The following is a 19,686-nucleotide window of genomic DNA, read 5'->3' as shown; positions in this document are numbered from 1 at the left end:
CCTGTTTTATCCAACTCAAGAAAGATTACGTTGTTTTTTGGTGGTTTGCTATTTAGTTACGCGCCGTGAAAGAGTAAGATCTGTCGACGTTTTTTCGCTGGCCGCCCTTTTGTGTCAGCGGTGATAAAGAGTAAAAACTATGAAAGCAATCCGCGTCTGGTTTGGGTTAGGCATGATCCTCCTCTTGGCCAGTTGTACTGATGGTGATCTTCCTCAGCTGGGGAAACACTACCAAGCCTTACCTGCAGGCGTTTCTTTTGAGACCTTGCCCACCGTCACAGAAGTGTTTTCACTCAACTGTGGCCACTGCAAAAACATGGAAAGCTGGCTTCCCGAACTTGAATCTTTAACCAAGCAAGATATTGGTAAACTTCACGTGACCTTCAACCAAAGTGCTCAGATCGGCGCAATTATCTATTATGCAGCGCAGATGCAACTCGGCAAAAAGCCCGATCACGCGATGATGTCTGAATTGTTTAACGCGGTTCAGATGCCTGGTTCGCCAACAGAAGACGACATCAAAAAGGCGATTGATACCGCGTTTGATGCTCGTCAGTTACGCAGCCCATACCAGCTTTCCGCGACGCAAAAGGCGCAGCTTGTCGAGGTAATGGCGCTTCCCCAAGACGTCACTGAACAGGCACAAATTAACGCTGTACCTACTTTTATTGTTAAGGGTAAATATCAGGTACTGTTATCGGGCCATCAGGATATTCAAGGCATCGCCAACACCATTAGCTACCTAATTCAACAACCCTAATTGAACGGAACAAAATCATGTCGAAAATTATTATTCCTATCGTTGTCCTCGTGCTGGCTGGTTTTTTTATCTACCGAACATTAATGACCGGAAAAGCAGGTGAAGAAAACTTCGCTGCCGGACAAGCCTTTCTTCTCGATAATGCTAAGCAAGAGCAGGTTGTCACTACTGAAAGTGGCCTTCAATACCTAGTGCTTCATAAAGGCCATGGCACGATCAAACCGAGTGTGACCAACAAGGTGAAGGTCCATTACCACGGAACACTGATTGACGGCACTGTCTTTGATAGTTCTGTCGATCGCGGTGAGCCGATTTCATTTAAACTGAATCAAGTGATCAAAGGTTGGCAGGAAGGGTTAACCTACATGAGTGAAGGCGACAAATTTCGTTTATTTATTCCAAGTACTCTTGCGTACGGTCAGCGTGGAAGTGGCCCTATCCCGCCGGCTGCCACCCTAATTTTCGATGTGGAATTGTTGGAAATTCAGTAATTGCTATTGACAGGCACGCATCACGCGTGCCTGTGACTTCTTTTTCGTCAAGTTACATAAAGAGGCCGCCATCAATCTCGAACACCCGTGCATTGATGTAATCGTTTTCGAAGATAAACTTGGCTGTCTGAGCAATGTCTTTCGCGTCACCCATTCGACCAACGGGGACCATCGTTTCAAGGCGTTGACGGGCTTCTGGTTTCATCGCCGAAGTCATTGAAGTTTCAATCACACCTGGCGCAATCGCCGCAGAACGAATCCCATAACGAGCCAGCTCCTTACCCCATGTCGCTGCGAGTGTTGCCACGGCCGCTTTAGAGGCGGCATAGTTGGTTTGACCAATGTTGCCAGCTCTCGCGACACTTGAGATGTTAATGATCACCCCTTTGCGTTGAGTGTTGATCATCTGAGCTGCAGCTTCACGTCCACATAAAAAAGTCCCGGTGAGATTCACATCTATGACGGCGCTAAATTGCGCAAGCGACATTTTGGTCATCTCTCCGTCTTTAACCTTAATCAATAAGCCATCACGTAAAATACCCGCATTATTGATCAGCCCATCAAGCTGGCCAAAGTCAGTGACAACGTCACTAAAGGTCTGCTCAACTTCTTGTTCTTGAGTCACATTGACCTTGTAGGTCAGCGCTTTGACCCCGAGCATATTGCACTGTTCTTTGGTTTCAATCAGCCCTTCTTCATTGACGTCGAGGAGAGCCAGTTCCGCCCCCGCCTGTGCCATGGTAATTGCCATCATCTGACCCAAACCTTGACCCGCCCCAGTAATCGCGATCACACTGTTTTTCAAATCCATTGCACACCCCACTACTTGTTAGATTGATAAAACTCGAACAAACTTGAGAAGTCTAGCTCCTGATTTCCCTTTGCGTTGTGAAAAGCATACAGGTTTCTTGCTAAAGCGCCCATTGGAACGCTGGAACCACTCTTAGTTGCGGTATCTAGCACCAACCCAAGGTCTTTTTGCATCAGTTTACTCATGAATCCGGGCCGATATTCATTGCTTGCTGGCGATGACGCCATGACGCCCGGACATGGGTTGTATAACTCCAACGCCCAGTTTCTTCCTGAACTTTGCAACATAATATTGGACAGCACCTCAGGGTCGAGGCCATTATCAATACCCAGATTAAGCGCTTCACACGTCCCTGACATGATAATACCTAGCATCAAATTGTTGCAGATCTTGCCCATCTGTCCGTCACCGGCTTTGCCCGCGTGGAAAATATTTTTCGCCATAGGCTCAAGAATATCTTGCGCTTTGCGAAAAGCAGCATCCGATCCACCGACAATAAAGGTCAGCGTACCTGCCTGAGCGCCAGCAACGCCGCCGGAAACGGGCGCATCAACAAAATCAAGCCCTTTCTCTGCTGCACTTTGAGCCACCATTCTCGCCGACTCAGGATCGATGGTTGATGAATCAATCAAAAATGTTCCATCGTCAACCCATTCAAGTAACCCTTGTCCTTGATTACCTTCTCCCAAATACACGGCCTTAACATGCTGACTGGCTGGCAACATGGTCACAACCGCTTGTGCCCCTTTAACCGCATCTTCTATTGAGGCGGCGACATACGCCCCCGCCGCCGCTAATTTTTGACTGGCTTCGGGTGCCAAATCAAACACACGGATCGAGTTGTCAGCCGAGAGCAAGTTTTCGGCCATAGGGCCGCCCATATTCCCTAAACCTATAAACGCAATGGTCGTCATAATGAGATTCCTTTTCTAATACAGAAGGTTAATTGATCCATCAATATTGGCCGAGTTTGGCCAATGGGTGCTCATGCTGAGGCCAAAGCGAGCGAAACAGGGTATCGACCACCTTATCGTCTACCCCATCGACATGGTTAAATGTCCAATTTGGCTCGCCATCTTTATCAATCAGGCGTGCCCGCACCCCCTCACAAAACTCCCCCAACAAACCACAACCTACGGACAAATTCAGCTCAAGTCGAAAACACTCCGCCAATGACAAATGGTGATATTGGCGAATTTGCCGAAAGCATAAGTGGCTGGAAAGAGGGCTTCCACTCGCATGATTGTGTTTGGCAATATCGAGCCATTTACTTTGGCCCTGCATGGCGAGTATATTCTGACTGACTTCAGACACGGATGGGGCACTGCATGCTGCCTGAATCTCGTCCATCAAAGGCAACATTTGCGCATCAGGACGATGACCATTAACCTGCTCACCCAATTCGACCAGCAATTCCGTGACAACGTTGTCGGTATCATCAATGTTGGCCCAGTCTTGCGCCTGAAGTTGAGCGATGACGTTCGACCTCGCTTCTGGCATGACCATATAATCGGAGAGCCCAATACCAATGGCGTCCGAGGCATTAACCATCGCGCCAGTCATGCCTAAAAAGAGACCAACACCTTGCTTAAGACGATTGAGGAACCACGTCGCCCCTACGTCAGGGTATAAACCGATATTGACCTCTGGCATCGCCAATCGTGAAGAGGGTGTCACAACCTTGTGGCTTGCGCCCATATACAAGCCCATCCCACCGCCCATGATAATCCCTTCTCCCCACGCGATGATGGGTTTACGGTAAGTGTGGATCAGATAGTCGCATTCGTACTCAAGTTTAAAGAACGTGGTGCAGAATTGCTCGATGTCTTTTTGGGACTGGGAGCTCATCACCTGATGCATGGTACGCACATCCCCTCCGGCGCAGAACGCTTTGTCACCACGCCCTTCTAGCAGGATACAAGCAATGCGCTCATCGTTTTGCCAATGCTCTAGCTTATCTTTAAGCAGAGACAGCATATCGAATGTCAGTGCATTGAGGGAAGCGACGTTATCGAGCGTTGCTACTGCGATGTGGCATTGACCATCTCGGCAAGGGAATTCTTCAAAAACAACGGTTTCTGTCATAACGACTCCTAGCTATTTTTCCATTGCGGCTGGCGTTTTTCGAGAAAGGCATTGACCCCTTCTGCCTGATCATCCGTGTCAAACAAGCCGATGAAAAGTTCTCTTTCTTTGATCAAACCGTGGTGAATAGAGTGGTTGCGTGTATTCTGAATCAAGGTTTTACAGGCGGTAACAGAAGAAGGAGACTGCTCTGCGACCTTTTCCGCCAAACTCATTGCGGCGTCAAGGGCGTGGCCTTGGTTAACGACTTCTTCCACCAACCCGATGGTGAGGGCTTTTTCTGCCCTGACTTGTTCCCCACAAAGAATGATGCGCTTCGCCCAGCCTTCGCCAACTAACGCGGTCAGATTCTGGGTGCCTCCGGCACAAGGCAACAAGCCAACTTTTGCTTCAGGCAGCGCCAACACCGATTGTTCTTCAGTAATGCGAATGTCACAGGCTAATGCGACTTCGAGGCCTCCTCCCATCGCATACCCGTTGATCGCAGCAATCGACACGCCTCTGAAAGCAGAGAGCGTTTCAAACGCCTCACCAAATAAACGTGCCATATCGACCGCGACCGTTTTATCTCCGTCGGCGAACAGCTTTAAATCTGCGCCTGCTGAGAAGAATTTGTTGCCGTGCCCCGTTAACACTAAGGCATACACCTCTTTGTTGGCATTCAGTTCAAGGATTAACGTTTTCAGCTGGCTAAGACTTTGCGCCGTCCAAGTATTTGCGGGAGGATTGTTAATCGTTATCAACGCAACATGATGACGAATTTCGTGTTCGATGCCACTTGCTTGTGAATGACTCATGATTGAGCCTCCTTATGATTAAAGTAATTGCGAACCTTCGCTCAGTACACGTCGAGCAATGATCAGGCGCATAATTTCATTGGTCCCTTCAAGAATTTGATGAACACGGACATCTCTAAAATGGCGTTCCATCGGATATTCTTTGATGTAGCCATAGCCCCCATATAACTGAAGGGCTTGATCGCAGATCTCAAAGCCCGCATCCGTCGCAAATCGTTTCGCCATTGCACAATAAGCGGTCGCCTCTGGGTCCTGATTGTCAAGCTTGCTCGCCGCCAAACGTACCATTTGTCTGGCCGCAACCAATTCAGTCACCATGTCCGCGAGTCGGAACTGCAAACCTTGAAACTGGGCCAGTTCTTTTCCAAATTGCTTGCGTTCCTGAACATATTGCAATGCCTGATTGAGTGCTTGTTGAGCCGTACCGACTGAACAGGTCGCAATATTAATGCGTCCGCCGTCGAGCCCTTTCATCGCAAAGGTGAAACCCTGCCCTTCTTCGCCTAACAGATAGGCACTGGGCACCTTAACCTGATCGAGGGTGACGGCTCGGGTCGGTTGGCTATTCCAGCCCATTTTAGGCTCTTTGCGACCGTAGCTGACACCTTCAGCATCCGCGGGCACGATAAACGCAGAGACCCCTTTGGCGCCGTGATCACCTGTCCGTGCCATCACCACCAGAACATCGGTTTCGCCAGCACCAGATATAAACGCCTTGCCACCGTTGAGAACGTAATGCTCACCTTGTTTGACAGCGGTCGTGGTCAGTGACCCTGCATCGGACCCAGCATTGGGTTCTGTAAGGCAGTATGAACCGAGCCATTCACCGGAGACTAACGGTGGGCAGAACTGATCTTTGGCTTGTTGCGTGGCAAAGCTGGCGATCATCCATGTGACCATATTGTGAATGGTCATAAAGGCGGTGGTCGAGGTGCAGCCCATCGCCAATTGTTCAAAAATGATCGACGAATCAAGACGGCTTAGGCCAAGCCCGCCTTGTTGCTCTGGCGTATAAAGGCTAAGAAAACCAAGATCGCCTGCGGCTTTTAATACGTCCTTCGGAAAAATGTGTTTCTCATCCCATTCGGCAGCCATAGGCGCCAATACGTCGCTCGCGAACTGGCGGGCTGTCTCTGCAAAAGCGCGTTGCTCTTCGTTAAGTTCAAAATCCATTTTGCCTCCGATTATCGTAACTGAATAGTGAGGTTAGGTCCTGTTGGAATATCATCATTAAACCACCGAGCAGTAACGGTTTTGGTTTCAGTATAAAAACGAACCGCTTGCTTACCATAAGCATGTAAATCACCATAAAAACTGCCGCGCCACCCCGTAAACGAGAAGAAAGGCAATGGAACCGGAATGGGCACATTGATGCCAACTTGACCGACTTCGATTTCATGTTGATACTTGCGAGCCGCTGCGCCATTGGCGGTAAAGATAGAGGTCCCATTACCGTATGGGTTGTCATTGATCAGTTCGATGGCTTGTTCAAGAGTTTCAACTTCAACGCACAACAACACCGGACCAAATATCTCTTGCTGGTATACAGACATATCCGTCGTCACACCGCTGAACAAGGTTGGGCCGAGCCAATGACCTTGTGGCATCCCCGGGACCTGACACTGAGTACCGTCGAGCTCACAGATTGCGCCCTGTGCTTTACCTTGCTCTATTAAGTCGATCACACGGTTTTTAGCGGTATCGCTGATCAACGGACCATAGGCAGCGTTGCTGTCGTCGAACCCACCGGGCTTCATTTTGGCCATTTCCACTTTTAGATCATGCATCCATTCTTTCGAACTGCCGACAAAAACGGCCACCGAAATCGCCATACAGCGTTGACCTGCTGCTCCGACTGAGGAGCCGACCAAGCTGTTGATCACCTGTGCTTTATTGGCATCAGGCATCACTACCATATGGTTTTTGGCCCCAGCGAAGGCTTGTACCCGTTTGTTATGGTCGGTGCCTGTTTTGTATATATACTGGGCGACTGGAACCGAGCCGACAAAAGATACCGCGCGAATGGTCGGATCGACAAGCAGCCTGTCGACTTGTTCTTTCTGACCATGGACCACTTGCAAAACGCCTTTCGGCGCGCCCGCTTGCTCAAACAACTCTGCTAACCTCATCGCCGTCAAAGGCACTTGTTCTGAAGGTTTCAAAATAAAGGTATTCCCTGCGGCAATTGCGAGTGGGAACATCCATAGCGGAATCATTGCTGGAAAGTTAAACGGTGTAATACCACAACACACACCAAGAGGCTGAATCATCGAATAAGTATCAATCTCTGTGGCGACGTTTTCGACCGTCTCACCCATCATATTGCTGGCAATATTGGCTGCTTGTTCAACCACTTCGATGCCACGCCAAATATCGCCCTTAGCGTCGATGAGGATTTTTCCGGTTTCTTGAGAAAGTAACACCGCGAGGTCATCGTGATGTTCTTTTAACAAGTGTTGATAGCGAAGCATCACGCGTGCTCGATCAGAAACCGCGACATTTTTCCAAGTGTGAAACACCGCTTGAGCGTTGCTGATTGCCTGTTCCATTTCCTGCTCTGTTGCGCAGGGAACTCGGGCAATCACTTCACTGGTCGCTGGGTTCGTCACCTCGACCCATTGTTCGGTTTGTGACTGGCAGAATTCACCGCCAATGTATAAGGGAACTGACTGTATCATGATGATATCCTTTTCTTTCTAAACGGGTATTTCAATACCAATTGCAGTGGCTTCGCCGCCACCAATACAGAGTGAAGCAACACCTCGCATCACTCGCTTGTTCTGTTGCTGCGCCTGATGTTGACGCAGGCTATGTAGGAGTGTGACCAAAATCCTTGCCCCGCTCGCGCCTATCGGGTGGCCGAGTGCGCACGCGCCGCCATTGGGATTGACTTTTTCGCTATCCAGACTCAACTGCTGGACCACAATTTGTGTGACGACAGCAAACGCCTCATTGATTTCCCACCCGTCGACCTCCTCGGCAGACCACGCCAACTTAGATAAGAGATCTTCGATGGCATAAATCGGTGCGAGGGTAAATTCAGCGGGCGTCCGCGCATGAGTGGTATGCCCTTTAATCACCGCCAATGGCTCGACTCCCCGCTTTTTAGCTGACTCAGCATCCATGATCACCAAGGCAGCAGCACCATCTGAAATTGCACTCGAATTCGCAGCGGTGATGGTGCCGTCCTGAGCGAATGCGGGTTTTAGTCGTGGTATCTTTTCCGGTTTGATTGATCGCGGCTGCTCGTCATAATCCAAACATTGTTCCGACGTCGGCAAAATCGGGGCAATTTCTTGGGCAAATCGCCCCTGTTGTTGGGCTTGATTGGCGCGCGATACTGACAAGGTTGCCCATTCATCCATTTGTTCACGAGTAAAACCGAGTTTGTCAGCGGTATGCTGACCATAAACCCCCATCAACTCGCCTTCGTAGGCATCTTGTAGGCCATCTAAGAACATATGGTCGTAGGTCGATTTGTGCCCCATACGCATCCCTGATCGTGAATCTTTAAGCAAATAGGGCGCATTGGTCATACTTTCCATGCCGCCTGCAACAATACAGGTGGCGCTGCCAGCACGAATGAGATCATGCGCCAGCATGACCGCTTTCATCCCTGATCCGCAGACCTTGTTTATGGTGGTGCACCCTGTGCTTTGAGGAAGGTCGGCACCCAGAGCGGCCTGTCTCGCGGGTGCTTGTCCACAGCCTGCAGGTAACACACAACCCATGTAGACCTCATCCACCCATTGGGGAGATAACGCTCGTTCATCCAGCGCCGCTTTGATCGCGATGGCGCCGAGTTTGGGTGACGAGTAATCGGAGAGCATGCCCTGAAAGCGCCCCATTGGCGTTCTCTTGGCAGCGACGATCCAAATTTCTTTCTCTTGCATTGCCTTATCCTCAAAGCAGTTGGGTCACGGCATGATTGATTTAGTACCACACAGAAAAAGTGGACTCTTGCGGTCACTTATCAAGCCATTTGTTTTTTGTATGATATTTCTTGACGTTTACGTAAGCATAGCACTAACATTTACGTTAACGTAAAGAAACACATTCACAACCTGTAAAATCTTTTTTACCGTCGTAAGTGGAAAGTGTCATTGTCTTATCATCATTACCGATGGGGAGTTTCATCTGGTGGAAACATTCAAAATCAGCGAGCTCGCGAAAGAGTTTGATATCACTACAAGAAGCATTCGCTTTTACGAGGACATGGGCCTACTTGAACCTGAGCGCAAAGGAAGTATGCGGATTTATCAGCGTAGAGACAGGGTTCGTCTGAAGTTGATTTTAAGAGGGAAAAGGCTCGGATTTTCATTAGCCGAGATTCGTGATTTGCTAGAGCTTTACGATACAAATCAAATCGATACCCAGTTGATTAAAATGCTTAAGATCATTGATGAAAAAGAAGCGGTGCTCAGTCGTCAGTTGGAGGATATTACCATTGTTCTCGACGATTTGAGTACCGCACGTCAACGATGTGAAGAGGCGCTTAACCGCTCAAAAGCGAGTTAAGCGTCGTTAATCTACTGGGCGTCCTAACCAGCAAACTCTGCTGAACCGGAGGCGTTATGATATCTCAGTACACCCCCCTCAATTTTGGGCTTGATGAGTCCGTTAACATGTTGCGGGAACACGTAAATGCTTTTGCCCGTGAGCACATTGCTCCGATCGCCGCTAAAGTCGATGAGGACAATCAATTCCCCAACCATTTGTGGTCGCTTATGGGGGATATGGGCCTGCTTGGTGTGACCATTGATGAACAGTACGGCGGCGCAAACATGGGTTATTTGGCTCATGTTATCGCGATGGAAGAAATCAGCCGGGCTTCTGCCTCTGTCGGGCTGAGTTATGGCGCACATTCAAATCTGTGTGTTAACCAGATTTTCCGCAACGGTAATCCTGAGCAGCGGGAGAAATACCTGCCGAAATTGATTGATGGCTCGCACATTGGCGCGTTAGCCATGAGTGAACCGAACGCGGGCTCAGATGTTGTCAGCATGCAACTCAAAGCAGAAGACATTGGCGATCACTACCTGCTTAATGGGACCAAAATGTGGATCACCAATGGACCTGACGCTGATGTATTGGTGGTGTATGCGAAAACGGACCCTCAAGGTGGCTCAAGGGGTATCACCGCTTTTATCATAGAACGTGATTTCCCCGGATTCAGTACTGCACAGAAGCTAGATAAATTGGGGATGAGGGGCTCCAACACCTGTGAACTCGTCTTTAATCAGTGCAAGGTGCCGAAACAAAACATCTTAGGTGAACTTAATCAGGGCGTAAAAGTGTTGATGAGTGGCTTAGATTACGAACGCGTGGTTCTTGCTGCGGGCCCGTTGGGCATTATGCAAGCCTGTCTCGATCTGGTTGTGCCTTATGTTCATGATCGTAAACAGTTTGGTCAGTCCATTGGTGAGTTCCAATTAGTGCAGGCAAAAGTGGCCGACATGTACACCCGTGCCAATGCAGCGCGCGCTTATGTCTATACCGTGGCTGGGGCCTGTGACCGCGGTGAAACGACACGTAAAGACGCCGCTGGCGTGATTTTATATAGCGCGGAGCTTGCGACCCAATTGGCACTGGATGCCATCCAATTACTTGGCGGCAACGGTTACATTAATGAGTTCCCAGCGGGCCGTCTGCTCAGAGACGCCAAGTTGTATGAGATAGGCGCTGGCACCTCAGAAATTCGCAGGATGCTTATCGGGCGTGAACTGTTTGAAGAATCACGCTAACGAGGACGTTATGGCAATTATAAAAACAAAAATTAAGACGGATTCTCCCTTGTTTATCAAGAATCAACAGGCAATGTCAGAATTGGTCGACAAGCTCCACGCCGATGTTGAAGCGATTAAGCAAGGTGGAGGAGAAAAAGCGGTCGAAAGGCAACGTAAAAAAGGCAAATTGCCAGTACGGGAACGGATAAACTTGTTACTTGATCCTGGGTCAGAGTTTCTCGAAGTAGGTCAATTTGCCGCTTGGGAGGTCTATCAAGAATCGATTCCTTGTGCGGGCGTCGTGGCGGGTATTGGCCATGTCAAAGGCGTACCTTGCATGGTGTTGGCCAATGATCCTTCAGTTAAGGGCGGGACGTACTATCCACTCACGGTCAAAAAACACCTCCGTGCACAAGAGATAGCAGAGCGCTGTCAGCTCCCGTGCATCTATTTGGTTGATTCTGGGGGCGCCAACCTCCCCCATCAGGCGGAAGTCTTTCCTGATAAGGACCATTTCGGGCGAATATTCTTCAATCAGGCACGTATGTCGGCCAAAGGTATCCCTCAAGTCGCGGTGGTTCTTGGACCTTGTACCGCAGGTGGTGCCTACATTCCTGCGATGGCGGATGTATCCGTGATCGTCAAAAATCAAGGGACTATCTTTCTGGCAGGCCCACCTCTGGTTAAAGCGGCCACAGGGGAAATCGTGTCAGAAGAAGCGCTGGGCGGCGCAGATGTTCACTGCCGAAAATCAGGCGTTGCCGATTACTACGCGGAAAACGAACAGCAAGCAATGCACATGGCCAGACAAGCGTTGTCGAGCTGCAATCAAGCTCCTGTCGAGGTGATGAAAGAAGCCGTGCTTGAACCACGGCTGCCGGCTGATGAACTCTACGGTATCGTCAATTCGGATCTTCGCCTGTCATTCGATGTCCGAGAAGTGATCGCCAGAGTGGTCGACGATTCAGACTTTGACGAATTCAAAGCGCTTTTTGGCACGACTTTAGTGTGTGGCTTTGCTCGCATAGAAGGTAAGCTCATTGGTATCGTTGCCAACAACGGTATCTTGTTCGCAGAATCGGCGCAAAAAGGTGCCCATTTTATCGAACTGTGCGCCAAGCGCAAAATTCCACTGCTATTTTTGCAAAACATTACTGGCTTTATGGTGGGCAAGAAAGTGGAAGAAGGCGGCATTGCTAAACACGGCGCCAAACTGGTGATGGCCGTGGCTTGTGCGGATGTGCCGAAATTTACCATCATCATCGGTGGCTCCTATGGGGCTGGCAATTATGGAATGTGTGGCCGTGCCTATGATCCGACGTTGATGTGGATGTGGCCAAACGCGCGTATTTCTGTGATGGGAGGCGAACAAGCGGCTGGCGTTTTAACTCAGGTCAAACGCGAAGTATTGAAGCGCAAAGGCGAACCTTGGTCTGAATATCAGGAAGGTGAATTCAAAAAAACGATCGTGGCACAATATGAAGAGCAGGGTCATCCCTACTACGCCAGCGCACGGCTTTGGGATGATGGGATCATTGACCCGAAACACACGCGACATATCTTGGCCCAAGCCCTTGGAGCGGCCGAGCGCGCGCCGATCCCTGACAGCCAATTTGGCATCTTCAGAATGTAAGGGGCGACAATGATTGAACAAACCGATACTGAGTATGTCACTGTCGATCTCGATGCCCAAGGTGTTGCAACCTTGGTCATCGATCGCCCCAACAAGCACAACGCCTTTAACGCAGAGGTTATCGAATCCCTGATCGGAACCATTGAACGCTTAAGTCAAGATACACAAGTGCGATGCCTCGTTTTGCGCGGTGCAGGTAAACACTTCTCGACTGGGGCCGACTTGGCGTGGATGCAGTCGATGGCGTCTAAATCAGAGCGAGTCAACCAAGCCGATGCCAGTAGGCTTGCCCACTTGATGCATTGTCTTGACCACTTCCCCCACCCTACCTTAGCGTTGGTGCATGGCTGTGCTTTTGGTGGCGCGCTTGGCTTGATTTGTTGCTGTGACATTGTGATTGCAGAACCAAGTGCCCGTTTTTGCTTGAGTGAAGTCAAACTCGGGTTGGTCCCAGCGACTATTGGCCCTTATGTCCAACGTACAATCGGCGCTCGTCAAGCGCGCCGTTATATGCTGACTGCCGAAACATTCAATGGTGACACCGCACGCGACCTCGGCCTTATCCATCATCTTGTTGAGGATGGTCAGGCAACACACACCGCTAACGACACGATCGCTCAATTTCTGGCCAATAGCCCGGCGGCAATGACACGTACTAAGGGAATGATTCACCGCTGCCATGCGGCCGAGATAGACCATAACTTAAGACAGTACACAAGCGAACTCATTGCCGAGGTCAGAGTCTCGCCTCAGGGTCAAGAAGGGCTAGAGGCTTTTTTCAACAAACGGCCTCCTAACTGGCATCGTGGAGGGGAGCAATGAAGACTAAGGCATCCCTACCTGAATCGGTCCAGATTGTGGAAGTCGGGCCGCGTGACGGCCTGCAAAACGAACGGGCGATCTCCACTGAGTCTAAAGTCACCCTCATCAACCAACTGTCTGAAGCTGGGCTGACATCCATTGAATCTGGTGCATTTGTATCCCCTAAATGGGTGCCACAAATGGCTGACTCGCTTCAGGTTATGCGCCAAATCACGCGCAAACCTAACGTCAGTTACGCGGCATTAACGCCTAACCTCAAAGGGTTTGAGCAAGCACTTGCCGCTAATGCCAACGAGGTCGCCGTATTTACCTCCTCGTCACAAGGTTTTTGTCAAAAAAACATAAACTGCTCAATCGAAGACAGTTTGGCGAGATTTGCGCCAGTGATTGACCAAGCTCGTCAGCATGACATACCGGTACGTGGGTACTTGTCGTGCATCATCGATTGTCCTTACGATGGCCCGACCGAGCCCGAGCAGGTCGCTGACGTAGCCAGAGCCTTACTTGACCTCGGTTGCCATCAAATCTCGCTTGGCGACACAATAGGTACTGGCACACCTTCACGCGTGTCCAAAATGCTTGCGAGCGTTGCGGAAAAGGTGCCAGTCGATTCCCTCGCGGTACACTTTCATGATACGTGGGGTCAGGCGCTGGCCAATATTTATCAAGCGTTATTGCAAGGTATAAGCGTCATCGACAGCAGCGTTGCGGGGCTTGGTGGTTGCCCTTATGCGACTGGCGCTGCCGGAAACGTTGCTACCGAAGATGTGCTCTATCTGTGCCAAGGGTTGGGCATTGATACTGGGGTTGATCTCACCAGTGTCGCCAGAGCTGGTTGGGAAATCAGTGACGCACTTGGCCGTCAACCGACATCCAAAGTGTCATTGGCCCTGCGTGGCTAACTCGGCGATGGTTTGGGCTGATAGGACTGAAGGAATAAGCACAGCATAATCAGCCCAACGCCCAACCAACCTGAGGCACCAATACGCTCATTGACTACCGCCAGCGCAAATACGGCCGCCACCGCAGGTTCAAACAAGGTCAAAAGACTGGCCTTGCTTGCAGAGACGCTCTTCAGTCCATAGCCAAAGCAAACATAGCCAATAAACATAGGAATTAATGCCAGATACAAGGCAATTGAAGTCGTGCGTATGGACTCAAACAAATGATCGCCCGTGATCCATAATGATGGCAACAACAGCAAAGCACCCAATCCAAATATACTTCCCATTGCCGATTTTGAATCAACACCTTGATCAATAAGTGCTTTTGCGGCCCAAGCATAAATGGCATAACTGAAGCCAGCAACCACACCGAGTAACACCCCAAGGTATTGGTTGACCTCGGCTTCGGGCTCAATGTCACCTTTACCTAACGTGAGTATAGTCATGCCTATTGTGCCCAAGATAACACTGAAAACCCAACGACGGTCAATCGTATTATTTTTGTTAAAAAGGCGCTCTAGTAGGGCAACGAAAAATGGCGCTGTTGCTATAGAAATCATGGTGCCAATCGCGATTCCAGCAATACGCATCGACGTATAAAAGGCTAATGGATATACCGCGAGTGCCATCGCCCCTCCCAATACAACAAGCCTGTTTTTCGTGAGGATACGCCAGTCTTTAATCATGGTTTGACAGGCAAAAACTGCGAGCATAATCCCGCCAACCCCCATAGAAAAAGCGCCAATCGCTAAAGGGCTGACTTGAGGAATCAAGGCGGCGGCTGTTCCAGTGGTCCCCCATAATAAAGAGGCAAATAAAATGACACTTACGCCAAAACGTTCTGTGTTTATCTTTAGATTTTTAGTCGTCATTGTCGGTCTTTCCGTTCTGGTTATCATGCGCAAAGAATAAATGAGAACCACCACAATAACTTTGCTAAAAAGACGTTAAAGTTGATTGGAAAGACTGATTGAAGTGTGGCTTTAACTAACCCCGCATTTGTCTTGGTGAAAGACCAAACCAAACGGAGAAACGCCGACTGAACGCCGACAAGTCACTGTAGCCGACCTGATCCGCGATCAATTGAACTGGAATGTCAGTATGAGTTAACAGGGCTTTTGCTTTCTCCATACGTTGCCGAGTTACGTATTGGAGGACCGTTTCCCCTGTGGATTGTTTAAACCGTTTTTTAAATTGAGTGGGACTTAAACACGCAACGGTGGCCAAACTGTCAATGGAAAACGATCGCGCTAAATCATCGTCAATAGACCTCAATACTGCGCGAATGCGATGATCATATCTCTGGCCTGACTGCTGCTCGGCCAATAATTGCATAAATAAGGCGACGAGGGGCTTTTCAATCTCCGGCGCAACCCGATGCTCAAGCTGCGATTCAACAAAAGAAAGGTAGGACTGAAGTGGGGCTGAAATCGGAAACACAAGCGAATCAATTGTGAGTAAATTGTCCGGCAGTGGATCCAAATCAGCGACAATAAAGCGCGCCGCTTCATTCGCGCGAAAGTGATGGAAGGCTTGAGCTGGAATCACGACACATTCACCGACAGAGACTTTCCCTTGGTAACCTTCCAGTTCAATCAAAATCGTCCCAGCAATGGGCAAGACTAACTGAGGGTGACAATGAGCATGGCCCCGGCGCTGACGGGTATAAGTTCGAATAGTCAGAGTATTTTGCATAGCGGCGACGTTTCTCCGTCAACATTAATGGCCTCGGCGACCAGCAGACCCCTTGTTCTGATTGCCCGTTTTACCTGCGGCTTTCTCATTAACTCAAGGCCCGTGCATCAATGGCGTAAACTCAATTGACGTCACCCCGATATCTTATTCAATTTATTTGAACATAAACGTCAAATCCTTGCGATTTTATCTCACCAGTATCCGCCCTACACTGCTGATAAATCCACTGACAAGCGCGGGTAACTAGCCCCGCCTACTTTACAGGAACACCGTTATGAAAACACGAGTTAAAACATTGCTCGAATCCCAAGCGCATTACAGCACGCTGGCCCTGCGTATTCCGCTCGGTATTATCTTTATGGCTCATGGCGCTCAGAAGCTATTTGGTTGGTTTGGTGGCTACGGACTTGACGGCACTGGCCAATGGATGGCGTCGATAGGTTTAGGGCCAGGTTATTTGATGGCCCTCTTAGCCGGTAGCGCTGAATTTTTTGGCGGCCTTCTGATTCTATTGGGGCTACTGACCCGTCCGGCGTCTTTTGTTTTGGCTCTGACTATGATCGTCGCCATCGTCAGTGTCCACATTAATAACGGTTTATTTATGGCAAATAATGGCTACGAATTTGGCTTGGCGCTTCTGGCCGCGAGTGTTTCCCTGCTGTTGTCAGGCTCAGGAAACATCGCGATCGACCGCGTTATCGCCAAGAAACTTGCTTAGTCAGTGCTCAACGGAGGAGATCGCTATGATCACGGTTCGCAAATCGCATCAACGAGGGACCGCCCATTTGGGCTGGCTGGATAGCCAACATACCTTTTCGTTCGGCCACTATTATGATTCGCAGCAGATGGGTTTTTCCGTACTGCGCGTACTCAATGATGATAGGGTTAAGCCTGGCGCAGGTTTCGATACCCATGGCCATCAGGATATGGAAATCATTAGCTTAGTGCTTCAAGGAACCATTGAACACCAAGACAGTGAAGGTAACATCAAAACCTTGCCAGCTGGCGAATTTCAGCTGATGTCAGCGGGAAAAGGCATCCGCCATAGTGAATACAATCGGTCTGACCATGAACCTTTGCGCTTTTTGCAAATCTGGATCCAGCCTGAGATGGTCGGTGGCTCGCCAAACTATCAACAGAAAGACTTCGGCCAACAAACTGGTCTCACAACCATTATTACTCCTGATGGTGCCCACGGTACCTTGCAAATAAAACAGGACGTTAAGATGCATCAATTGATTGTGCCTGCGGGGGAGTCACTGCAACTGGCGATCACAGAAGGGCGTCGAGTCTATGTTCATCAAATTTCGCAGTCGCTGCAATTGAACCAAACGCTCTTGGAATCTGGTGATGGCGCTAAAGTCGACAATCTGCTTAACGTGACGTTTACAAATATGGGTGCCTCTAACGCCAAAGCTTTGGTGTTTGATTTGCCCTAACCTTGCGACACTGGGGGGAGTCGTCACCCGACTCCATTCGGTGAAGTGTGAAAGAGCAAACCATGTCAGGGGCGATTTTTGGACAAAGCCCCTTTGCTTATGACCATCGAGTACTGACGATTGTGGCTCGACATTCTGTGCGTTCATTATGGCTGCTTGGAGAACGAGCATTGTTAACAGATGTCTCTCGCTTTTTATGTCTAAATTCTACATGAATGCTTTATCCCACTTACTTATGCATAAATAATGAGGGTTCTCAGATATAGCTAAACTCATGACAACGGATGTATCGTACAATGGCAGTTAAAATAGAAACGAGACTGAACGTTTACCACGAATGAGAGAATGAATTTGGAAGACCATCAAGTCACGCTTAGACGCTATGAATCCTACTACTCGGGTAGTGTTCACACTCATGATTTTGCACACTTAGTTTATATCCACCAAGGTTGCCAAATTGTCGCCACTGACCAGAATAGCTTACTGTCTATGCCCGGTACTTTGATTTATATTCCCCCATCAGTGCCCCATCGGGCTGATTTTCTTAAGCAATCGTGTGTTTCCTTATTGCGTTTGCCCCTAATGTCTACCCCTAATAAAGACACTATATGCACACTTGAAGTGTTACCCATCGTCACTCAACTATTTAGCCTCTGGGAGCAAGGCGGTCCGGACAAAAAGCTTGTTGACCATTACGTGCAGGTTCTTGTTGATCAATGTCTCCAATGCCGGCCAGCAAACAATCCGTTAGTTGCAAAGGGCTATATGGACAGGCGGCTGCTGTTGGTCATCGAAGCACTCTCCGACCAACCGAACATTAAAATGTCTATTTCAGACTTGTCTCAACAGACAGGCGCTTCCGTTCGTACCTTAAATCGGCTTTTTCTCACACATTTCAACGCGTCTTTCAAAGAGGTCCGCAGTAAAGTCATTATGGAACGTGCTGAAAAATTGCTGAATCAAGGCCTGAGCGCAACCGACGTTGCTTTTGATCTAAAGTATTCAAGCCTATCCTCCTTCTCAACTGCCTTTAAAGAACATCAAAAAAAATCACGAAACAAGGAAGGTTGGCGCGATTTGTAAAGCCCTTGTCGCTTTAGCCAAAACCTTAATCAGAAGAACGATCTAGTATGGTGCTCTGTTCTTAACCTTATAGGTAGACGAGTGTCCAAATTAACCACTATCTTGATCAGCCTTTTGATGGCATCTAGCTATTTTTTTGCCGCGAGCATGTATACGCCAAGCTTTCCCGAAATTCAGGCTCAGTTACACACTTCTGAGGCATTCGTTCAACAGTCCTTAAGCCTCTTTTTTATTGCTCTAGCCTCTAGCCAACTTATCTGCGGACCTTTATCCGAACGCTATGGAAGAAAGCCCGTTGCCTTAGTCGCCTCTGGGGTGTTTGTCATCGGTTCCATGGCGTGCCTGATTTCAAACAGCATAGAGACTCTGTTACTGGGTCGAGTCATACAAGGGTTAGGTGTCGGAGGTCTTTATTTGCTGTGCCGAACAATATTGCAAGACACGTTCGACAAAACCCAGCTTATTGGGATACTGGCTTGGTATGGGATTTTATTTATGAGCTTACCTGGTCTAACGCTCATTTTAGGGGGCTATCTCACTCACCATTTTAGCTGGAAAGGCAATTTTGTCTTTATGGCAGGCCTTGCCATCGCGACGCTATTCGTGATCACTTTTATCAAGCGTGAAACCATCAGTCACAAAAACCCCAATGCGATTAAACCGAAACAGATAATAAAAGATTATGTGTTTATATCATCGAACCCAACATTTTTGTGCTATCTATCGATGATGTTTAGCGGCACCAGTTGCCTGTTACTGTTCCAAGTTACGGGATCGTTTGTTGCTCAGAATCAATTTGATTTAAGCGCTGCGGATTATGCCATAGGGTCAATGGCTTTGATTGTCAGTAGCGTGGTATCACGGTTATTTTGGAGCCAGTATTTGAGGCAACGAATCAGCGAAAACATGACGCTAGTCGTTGGCTGTTTGGTTCAGGTTTTGGGTTGTATTTTGACTACGGTAAGTTTGTTCTTAAACAGCTATTTATTAATGTTAGTTGGCTTTGCAGCGATGGCCTTCGGATGCGCATTTTTAATTGCGATCGCGGGCGTCTCTGCCCTGTACATGTTTCCAAACCATAAGGGACAAGTGGGTGCGCTTTATGGAGCACTGCAAATGGTTGGCGCATTTGGCTTTACGTTTGGTTTATCGTTCGTGCCCGCCACACACCAAACCATGGTTCTAGCAAGCTGGATATTGTCTTTTATCAGCATTAGCGCATTTATCATCATGTTTTTACGTCAACGAGCCCAAGTTGAACTGCAATCTGCTTAGTCGAGGGGAAGATCGGTGACGCCCTAGAGAAATAGAGTTCAACATGATTCATCGTTATGTCGAGAATGTCCCAGTACAATCTTGATGATTTTTGTAAGAAGGCGTGTGTTTGCTGGTTTAGGTCG

20 protein-coding genes are annotated in these 19,686 nt (G+C 48.8%); 11 read left to right on the top strand and 9 right to left on the bottom strand.

The window, feature by feature from the left end:
* Positions 1-139 precede the first annotated feature (139 nt).
* Positions 140-760, top strand: coding sequence for a thioredoxin domain-containing protein (locus HLM86_RS09860; protein ID WP_076588793.1), 621 nt, complete (start codon positions 140-142; stop codon positions 758-760).
* 17 nt (positions 761-777) lie between these two features.
* On the top strand, positions 778-1,251 hold the full coding sequence (gene bamJ, locus HLM86_RS09855) for a BamJ family beta-barrel-assembly machinery protein (protein WP_170882677.1): 474 nt from the start codon (positions 778-780) through the stop codon (positions 1,249-1,251).
* A gap of 52 nt (positions 1,252-1,303) precedes the next feature.
* Here bamJ and HLM86_RS09850 read toward each other — a convergent pair whose 3' ends face one another.
* Genes HLM86_RS09850 through HLM86_RS09820 form a run of 7 tightly spaced genes read right to left on the bottom strand, consistent with a single transcriptional unit; the run spans position 1,304 to position 8,837 of the window.
* A complete protein-coding gene (locus HLM86_RS09850; protein WP_170882678.1) occupies positions 1,304-2,062 on the bottom strand; it encodes an SDR family oxidoreductase in 759 nt (252 codons plus the stop codon).
* A gap of 11 nt (positions 2,063-2,073) precedes the next feature.
* Entirely contained in the window at positions 2,074-2,976 is a 903-nt protein-coding gene (gene mmsB / locus HLM86_RS09845) for a 3-hydroxyisobutyrate dehydrogenase (RefSeq protein ID WP_170882679.1), read from the bottom strand.
* Between the two features lie 40 nt (positions 2,977-3,016).
* The gene (locus HLM86_RS09840; protein ID WP_170882680.1) at positions 3,017-4,147 is read right to left on the bottom strand and encodes an enoyl-CoA hydratase/isomerase family protein; all 1,131 of its coding nucleotides are present in this window, start codon (positions 4,145-4,147) and stop codon (positions 3,017-3,019) included.
* An 8-nt stretch (positions 4,148-4,155) separates the two neighbouring features.
* Entirely contained in the window at positions 4,156-4,944 is a 789-nt protein-coding gene (locus HLM86_RS09835) for an enoyl-CoA hydratase (RefSeq protein WP_170882681.1), read from the bottom strand.
* 18 nt (positions 4,945-4,962) lie between these two features.
* Positions 4,963-6,117: an acyl-CoA dehydrogenase family protein gene (locus HLM86_RS09830; protein WP_170882682.1), complete on the bottom strand. Its 1,155-nt coding sequence runs from the start codon at positions 6,115-6,117 to the stop codon at positions 4,963-4,965.
* A gap of 11 nt (positions 6,118-6,128) precedes the next feature.
* The gene (locus HLM86_RS09825; RefSeq protein ID WP_143678192.1) at positions 6,129-7,622 is read right to left on the bottom strand and encodes a CoA-acylating methylmalonate-semialdehyde dehydrogenase; all 1,494 of its coding nucleotides are present in this window, start codon (positions 7,620-7,622) and stop codon (positions 6,129-6,131) included.
* An 18-nt stretch (positions 7,623-7,640) separates the two neighbouring features.
* Entirely contained in the window at positions 7,641-8,837 is a 1,197-nt protein-coding gene (locus tag HLM86_RS09820; RefSeq protein WP_170882683.1) for an acetyl-CoA C-acyltransferase, read from the bottom strand.
* Between the two features lie 247 nt (positions 8,838-9,084).
* Between HLM86_RS09820 and HLM86_RS09815 the strand changes: the two genes are divergently transcribed.
* Genes HLM86_RS09815 through HLM86_RS09795 form a run of 5 tightly spaced genes read left to right on the top strand, consistent with a single transcriptional unit; the run spans position 9,085 to position 14,027 of the window.
* Positions 9,085-9,462 (top strand): MerR family transcriptional regulator, encoded by a 378-nt coding sequence (locus HLM86_RS09815; RefSeq protein WP_076588800.1) that lies wholly within the window; start codon positions 9,085-9,087, stop codon positions 9,460-9,462.
* A 56-nt stretch (positions 9,463-9,518) separates the two neighbouring features.
* The gene (locus HLM86_RS09810; protein WP_076588801.1) at positions 9,519-10,688 is read left to right on the top strand and encodes an isovaleryl-CoA dehydrogenase; all 1,170 of its coding nucleotides are present in this window, start codon (positions 9,519-9,521) and stop codon (positions 10,686-10,688) included.
* A gap of 10 nt (positions 10,689-10,698) precedes the next feature.
* Positions 10,699-12,303, top strand: coding sequence for a carboxyl transferase domain-containing protein (locus HLM86_RS09805; RefSeq protein ID WP_076588802.1), 1,605 nt, complete (start codon positions 10,699-10,701; stop codon positions 12,301-12,303).
* Positions 12,304-12,312: 9 nt separating this feature from the next.
* Complete coding sequence (locus HLM86_RS09800; RefSeq protein WP_170882684.1) at positions 12,313-13,125, top strand: enoyl-CoA hydratase-related protein; 813 nt, start codon at positions 12,313-12,315, stop codon at positions 13,123-13,125.
* Positions 13,122-14,027, top strand: coding sequence for a hydroxymethylglutaryl-CoA lyase (locus tag HLM86_RS09795; RefSeq protein WP_170882685.1), 906 nt, complete (start codon positions 13,122-13,124; stop codon positions 14,025-14,027). Before HLM86_RS09800 ends, HLM86_RS09795 begins: the two co-directional genes overlap by 4 nt.
* Here the strand turns inward: HLM86_RS09795 and HLM86_RS09790 are convergent.
* Together HLM86_RS09790 and HLM86_RS09785 are read right to left on the bottom strand one after the other, a co-directional pair.
* On the bottom strand, positions 14,024-14,941 hold the full coding sequence (locus HLM86_RS09790) for a DMT family transporter (protein ID WP_254868787.1): 918 nt from the start codon (positions 14,939-14,941) through the stop codon (positions 14,024-14,026). The two genes, HLM86_RS09795 and HLM86_RS09790, sit on opposite strands and share 4 nt — an antisense overlap.
* Positions 14,942-15,056: 115 nt before the next feature.
* On the bottom strand, positions 15,057-15,764 hold the full coding sequence (locus HLM86_RS09785; RefSeq protein WP_076588806.1) for an AraC family transcriptional regulator: 708 nt from the start codon (positions 15,762-15,764) through the stop codon (positions 15,057-15,059).
* Between the two features lie 274 nt (positions 15,765-16,038).
* On the opposite strand from HLM86_RS09785, the gene HLM86_RS09780 reads away from it, so the two are divergent.
* The 4 genes from HLM86_RS09780 to HLM86_RS09765 all read left to right on the top strand — a co-directional run bounded on the left by HLM86_RS09780 (position 16,039) and on the right by HLM86_RS09765 (position 19,561).
* Positions 16,039-16,482 carry a DoxX family protein gene (locus tag HLM86_RS09780; protein WP_170882687.1) on the top strand — a complete coding sequence of 148 codons (444 nt, stop codon included), beginning with the start codon at positions 16,039-16,041 and terminating at the stop codon, positions 16,480-16,482.
* A gap of 25 nt (positions 16,483-16,507) precedes the next feature.
* A complete protein-coding gene (locus HLM86_RS09775) occupies positions 16,508-17,203 on the top strand; it encodes a pirin family protein (RefSeq protein WP_076588808.1) in 696 nt (231 codons plus the stop codon).
* A gap of 345 nt (positions 17,204-17,548) precedes the next feature.
* On the top strand, positions 17,549-18,286 hold the full coding sequence (locus HLM86_RS09770; RefSeq protein WP_170882688.1) for a helix-turn-helix domain-containing protein: 738 nt from the start codon (positions 17,549-17,551) through the stop codon (positions 18,284-18,286).
* Between the two features lie 81 nt (positions 18,287-18,367).
* Positions 18,368-19,561: an MFS transporter gene (locus HLM86_RS09765; protein ID WP_170882689.1), complete on the top strand. Its 1,194-nt coding sequence runs from the start codon at positions 18,368-18,370 to the stop codon at positions 19,559-19,561.
* Positions 19,562-19,686 lie beyond the last annotated feature (125 nt).

The organism is Vibrio ostreicida, assembly GCF_013074385.2.
In the GTDB taxonomy this organism is placed as follows: domain Bacteria; phylum Pseudomonadota; class Gammaproteobacteria; order Enterobacterales; family Vibrionaceae; genus Vibrio; species Vibrio ostreicida.
The sequence above is the reverse complement of the archived record's forward strand: the minus strand, read 5'-3'. Positions and strand labels throughout refer to the sequence as shown.

Coding starts and splice junctions, on each gene's coding strand:
- HLM86_RS09860 (WP_076588793.1), top strand. CDS start 140: ATGAAAGCAATCCGCGTCTGGTTTGGGTTAGGCATGATCCTCCTCTTG.
- bamJ (WP_170882677.1), top strand. CDS start 778: ATGTCGAAAATTATTATTCCTATCGTTGTCCTCGTGCTGGCTGGTTTT.
- HLM86_RS09850 (WP_170882678.1), bottom strand. CDS start 2,062: ATGGATTTGAAAAACAGTGTGATCGCGATTACTGGGGCGGGTCAAGGT.
- mmsB (WP_170882679.1), bottom strand. CDS start 2,976: ATGACGACCATTGCGTTTATAGGTTTAGGGAATATGGGCGGCCCTATG.
- HLM86_RS09840 (WP_170882680.1), bottom strand. CDS start 4,147: ATGACAGAAACCGTTGTTTTTGAAGAATTCCCTTGCCGAGATGGTCAA.
- HLM86_RS09835 (WP_170882681.1), bottom strand. CDS start 4,944: ATGAGTCATTCACAAGCAAGTGGCATCGAACACGAAATTCGTCATCAT.
- HLM86_RS09830 (WP_170882682.1), bottom strand. CDS start 6,117: ATGGATTTTGAACTTAACGAAGAGCAACGCGCTTTTGCAGAGACAGCC.
- HLM86_RS09825 (WP_143678192.1), bottom strand. CDS start 7,622: ATGATACAGTCAGTTCCCTTATACATTGGCGGTGAATTCTGCCAGTCA.
- HLM86_RS09820 (WP_170882683.1), bottom strand. CDS start 8,837: ATGCAAGAGAAAGAAATTTGGATCGTCGCTGCCAAGAGAACGCCAATG.
- HLM86_RS09810 (WP_076588801.1), top strand. CDS start 9,519: ATGATATCTCAGTACACCCCCCTCAATTTTGGGCTTGATGAGTCCGTT.
- HLM86_RS09805 (WP_076588802.1), top strand. CDS start 10,699: ATGGCAATTATAAAAACAAAAATTAAGACGGATTCTCCCTTGTTTATC.
- HLM86_RS09800 (WP_170882684.1), top strand. CDS start 12,313: ATGATTGAACAAACCGATACTGAGTATGTCACTGTCGATCTCGATGCC.
- HLM86_RS09795 (WP_170882685.1), top strand. CDS start 13,122: ATGAAGACTAAGGCATCCCTACCTGAATCGGTCCAGATTGTGGAAGTC.
- HLM86_RS09790 (WP_254868787.1), bottom strand. CDS start 14,941: ATGACGACTAAAAATCTAAAGATAAACACAGAACGTTTTGGCGTAAGT.
- HLM86_RS09785 (WP_076588806.1), bottom strand. CDS start 15,764: ATGCAAAATACTCTGACTATTCGAACTTATACCCGTCAGCGCCGGGGC.
- HLM86_RS09780 (WP_170882687.1), top strand. CDS start 16,039: ATGAAAACACGAGTTAAAACATTGCTCGAATCCCAAGCGCATTACAGC.
- HLM86_RS09775 (WP_076588808.1), top strand. CDS start 16,508: ATGATCACGGTTCGCAAATCGCATCAACGAGGGACCGCCCATTTGGGC.
- HLM86_RS09770 (WP_170882688.1), top strand. CDS start 17,549: ATGAATTTGGAAGACCATCAAGTCACGCTTAGACGCTATGAATCCTAC.